This is a genomic window from Bartonella sp. MM73XJBT.G, assembly GCF_028618435.1.
GTDB lineage: Bacteria > Pseudomonadota > Alphaproteobacteria > Rhizobiales > Rhizobiaceae > Bartonella.
Map to the genome: position 1 here is coordinate 1 of NZ_JAQISW010000051.1, position 4,045 is coordinate 4,045.

The 4,045-nt window shown below is 40.5% G+C and carries 4 protein-coding genes and 1 pseudogene; 2 read left to right on the forward strand and 3 right to left on the reverse strand.

The genetic code is table 11. The features are described from left to right. From PVV59_RS09505 to PVV59_RS09515, 3 genes and pseudogenes are all read right to left on the reverse strand, one after another. Positions 1–214: pseudogene (locus PVV59_RS09505) on the reverse strand (hypothetical protein); the annotation flags it as partial. A 120-nt stretch (positions 215–334) separates the two neighbouring features. After that, a complete protein-coding gene (locus PVV59_RS09510) occupies positions 335–922 on the reverse strand; it encodes a hypothetical protein (RefSeq protein ID WP_273755842.1) in 588 nt (195 codons plus the stop codon). A gap of 74 nt (positions 923–996) precedes the next feature. After that, positions 997–1,218, reverse strand: coding sequence for a hypothetical protein (locus PVV59_RS09515; protein WP_273755843.1), 222 nt, complete (start codon positions 1,216–1,218; stop codon positions 997–999). Positions 1,219–1,309: 91 nt separating this feature from the next. Here PVV59_RS09515 and PVV59_RS09520 point away from each other — a divergent pair, with 91 nt between their 5' ends. Further along, entirely contained in the window at positions 1,310–1,888 is a 579-nt protein-coding gene (locus tag PVV59_RS09520) for a hypothetical protein (protein WP_273755844.1), read from the forward strand. A gap of 1,028 nt (positions 1,889–2,916) precedes the next feature. Then, the gene (locus PVV59_RS09525) at positions 2,917–3,048 is read left to right on the forward strand and encodes a hypothetical protein (protein WP_273755845.1); all 132 of its coding nucleotides are present in this window, start codon (positions 2,917–2,919) and stop codon (positions 3,046–3,048) included. The last annotated feature ends 997 nt before the right edge of the window (positions 3,049–4,045 follow it).

Genomic DNA, 4,045 nt, shown 5'->3' on the forward strand with positions numbered 1-4,045 from the left:
CCCCTTTCAACAATAACGCCTCGCTCACAGGGACACTTCTAACACCTGCACAAATAAAACCAAGATAAAGAGCCATCAAGCCATACAAGACCACCCATCTCCAAAAAAGCAGCCAGCCTCTCACCCCGCGGCGCGCAGCTGCCTTATGAAGAAAAACCAAGCCAACAGCCAAAATGCAGACCAATAACAGTAAAAATAACCCCTCAAGTAGCATCAACGCACTCTCTCATCAAATCGCACAAAAAAAAACGTTCACAATGCACCCCTCTCTCTCCAAGAGGCGAAATCCAAGGACAACAATTTCACCCATATCCTATTCACCCCCATATCCTATTCACCATTGCCGAAAACACGACTCTATACAAACAAGCCCCAACATTTTCTCCTTGTCACACAGAAATACTTGGGCCGCCACAAGAGCACAGACGAGGCAAAGGAGGACAATGCAGCCAATTGCCATTCTTTTCCAGAACAAGGCTTTAGGCACAACCGAACTCTCCCCTCCCATATAAAGAAAATCAAACCAAGTTATACCAAAGCGTTTTGCCCCTCGATCAATAAGTGCCAAAACAAGTCCAAGAACAAGACACCAAAGGACGTCAAACACCCACCTATTGGAGAACCAAAGCCAGGTCATGCCCAAATGCTCCGCTTGCTCATAAATAAAATGAGTGACAGCAACAAAAATGAAGCCAAACAACAGCATCTTGAAGAACAAAACCTTATCTACACCACGCCGCTGCAGTATTTCATACCCCACCATAAGGAGAATGCCGGGAATACCATAAAATGCCACAGCCCGTAAAAATACGCCCCACGTCATCCCCAACGCCTTCATTTCCCCATAAACAGCCCAAAAGACAGCAATCAAAATGCCAAAAAACACCAGTCTCTTCAAAGACAAAAACCTGCGCAACGCCATGGCCGCCCCCATCAAATTATTCGCTCATCAAGCCATTCAAGGAAAATTTACCATGCAACAAAACACCCCTCTTTTCAAGAGGCAAAATCCATGGGGGGGCTTCCCTCACACACCCATATACACAGCACAACAATCCAAGCCATCCCCAAGACCACATAACGCACCACGCACATCCCCCCAACATCTCTCATCAGCCCCACCACAGCTAAAAAACACACGCGCTTTACCAAAACCCCCATACGCACCACGCCCGCCCACTCCATGTCTTCTTCTAAGCCCCCCTCTCTTTCCCCCAAAACAGGCCCCCCTCTTTTCCCAAAACAGATAATGGATAGGCAATATTTTTAAAAACGAGAAACAAACGATACTTTATTCTAAGGAGATGATATGAACCATCAAGATAAGAGAAAAAACACACACCCTCTTGAGCTTCACGAGAAAGGAAAACAGAAAGAAAAACACATGGGACATTTAAAGACGCAAGAAATCGCCCTTGAAACGAGCAATCCTTATTTTCAGTCTGCTTATCCAGAAAGTTCCAGCAACCCGCGCACCATCAAAGTTCTTGTCAATGCACACAGCCGTCCCATTGCGCTTTTATATGCAAAAGGCCATATCAGTAAGGCACAATATAAAGCCGCAGAACGTTTTTATTGTTACTGGCGTTACAGTCAAGCAGATCTCTACATGAGCCTTGACTACACCCGTGAAAAAGTCTCCTCTAGCCAAGGCTATACCCACCCCATTGAACAGCAAATAGAAGCCTCCAATCATTTAAAAACCATCAAAGGACAACTAGGTATTCTTGGCTATTCACTGCTTGAACGGGTTATTGGTTATGGACAAGCGATCAAAGAATTAAGCCCTTCAAAACGCAAACAAAACTCCCTTGCCGATCATTTACGCGATTGTTTAGACTTACTTGCCTTTCATTGGGGTTATGCAAACCATAAACATTCTGAATAACCCCACACATCCCCCCCAACCGCTCTCACCATTAGCCCTACCACAGCTAAAAACACGGCGCGCTTTACCAAAACCCTTATACGCAACACGCCCGCCCTTAAAACAAACTAAAACAAACAAAGCCCCTCAATTCCACACCAGCCTATCGCACCGATCTATCGATCTATCACCTTTGGGAGCTCTTTTGTTGTTTTTTTATTGAAGAATAAATATGGTTTCATATGTCATAACATATTTAAAGATTTAATTTTACTGTGAATTACAAAATAAACATTCAATGAAAAAGAAGTATTCATGATGTTTTAAGGCATAAAAAGCAAAATTTTCTTTTTTGTAAAAAGTATTTTTATATTGCTCTCTTTTTGATTTTCTGTTAGCTATAGAAAAGTAAGTTTTCTAAATTTATTCTTTTTTGACATTTTTACGATCCAATGTTGGGAATCTTCTTAATTTTTGCCTTCTGTTTAAAGCAGAAGGTTTTTTTTTACAGCTGTATCGTCTTAAAAACCCTCTTAAACTAAAACCCTCTTAAACTTTGTACTTTTCTTCCATAAGGTTTCCCTGTAAAAAAGAACATTCTTTTTTGCAATCAACTTAAAAATTCCCCCTCAAAAGAATTTTTTCAAAAGAATTTTCTCAAAGGACAAAGAATTTATCAAAAGACCAGGAATTTAAGAGAGAAGCTATTTTACAACATACGCTGTTTTATGACGCAACAGAGTTTTATGACGCAACAGAATCACGAATGTTTTTCTTTATCGTTAAAATATCAATAGGGAATTTTATCCTGGTAATGGATTGATGAATTATAGTTTTCTGCTCTTCATCTTAGTAAGATTAGCCTAAAAGAGCCAATTCTCATGAGACTTCCTTATCTTTTAACACGGGCTTTTCTTCTTTATTTTAAAATTCATCAAACCCCCTTAAAATTCATCAAACCCCCTTAAAATTCATCAAACCATCGACTCATTACAAGCAAAAGAGCCCGTAAAAAATAAAACACGTCAAAGATTAAGGAATCACAAAAATTGACTCAATTTATTATGTTCTATGATAAAGCACCATTCTTTAAAGGCGATATGAATAAAACCCCCGATATGAATAAAACAATTGAAATCAACGAAATATCAATCAAATCCATTGGTGCAACCAAAAGCTGAATTAAGGACAAATGCCTCATAAATTTTGTGCGATCTAATAAAATCAAGAAAAAGACAAAAAAATAGCACAAAAATATCTTAATTCTCATAGAGATCTCAATATTATGATGATGTGTCATAAGTGAGTCTTACTCTATAACCCTCTCAAATATTGAGGAGACAAAGAAAATATTTATAAAATACGCAAACCGATAGAGATAAAATAAATCTCTTGGGCTTTCTCTATTTTTATGAGATATGCCTTCCCCTATGGATGCACTCTAGCCTTCAAAAGAGTGCATCCTTCCCCTCAAGGGATATATGCCTACCCTCAATGGCATATATCCAAGTCTTAGTAGAGGATGCACTCTAGCCTTCAAAAGAGTGCATCCTTCCCCTCAAGGGATATATGCCTACCCTCAAATGGCATATATCCAAGTCTTAGTAGAGGATGCACTCTAGCCTTCAAAAGAGTGCATCCTTCCCCTCAAGGGATATATGCCTAACCCTCATGACATATATCCAAGTCTTAGTAGGAGGATGCACTCTAGCCTTCAAAAGAGTGCATCCTTCCCCTCAAGGGATATATGCCTAACCCTCATGACATATATCCAAGTCTTAGTAGAGGATGCACTCTAGCCTTCAAAAGAGTGCATCCTTCCCCTCAAGGGATATATGCCTAACCCTCATGGCATATATCCAAGTCTTAGTAGGAGGATGCACTCTAGCCTTCAAAAGAGTGCATCCTTCCCCTCAAGGGATATATGCCTAACCCTCATGACATATATCCAAGTCTTAGTAGGAGGATGCACTCTAGCCCTCAAAAGAGTGCATCCTTCCCCTCAAGGGATATATGCCTACCCTCATGGCATATATCCAAGTCTTAGTAGGAGGATGCACTCTAGCCTTCAAAAGAGTGCATCCTTCCCCTCAAGGGATATATGCCTAACCCTCATGGCATATATCCAAGTCTTAGTAGGAGGATGCACTCTAGCCTTCAAAAGAGTGCATCCTTCCC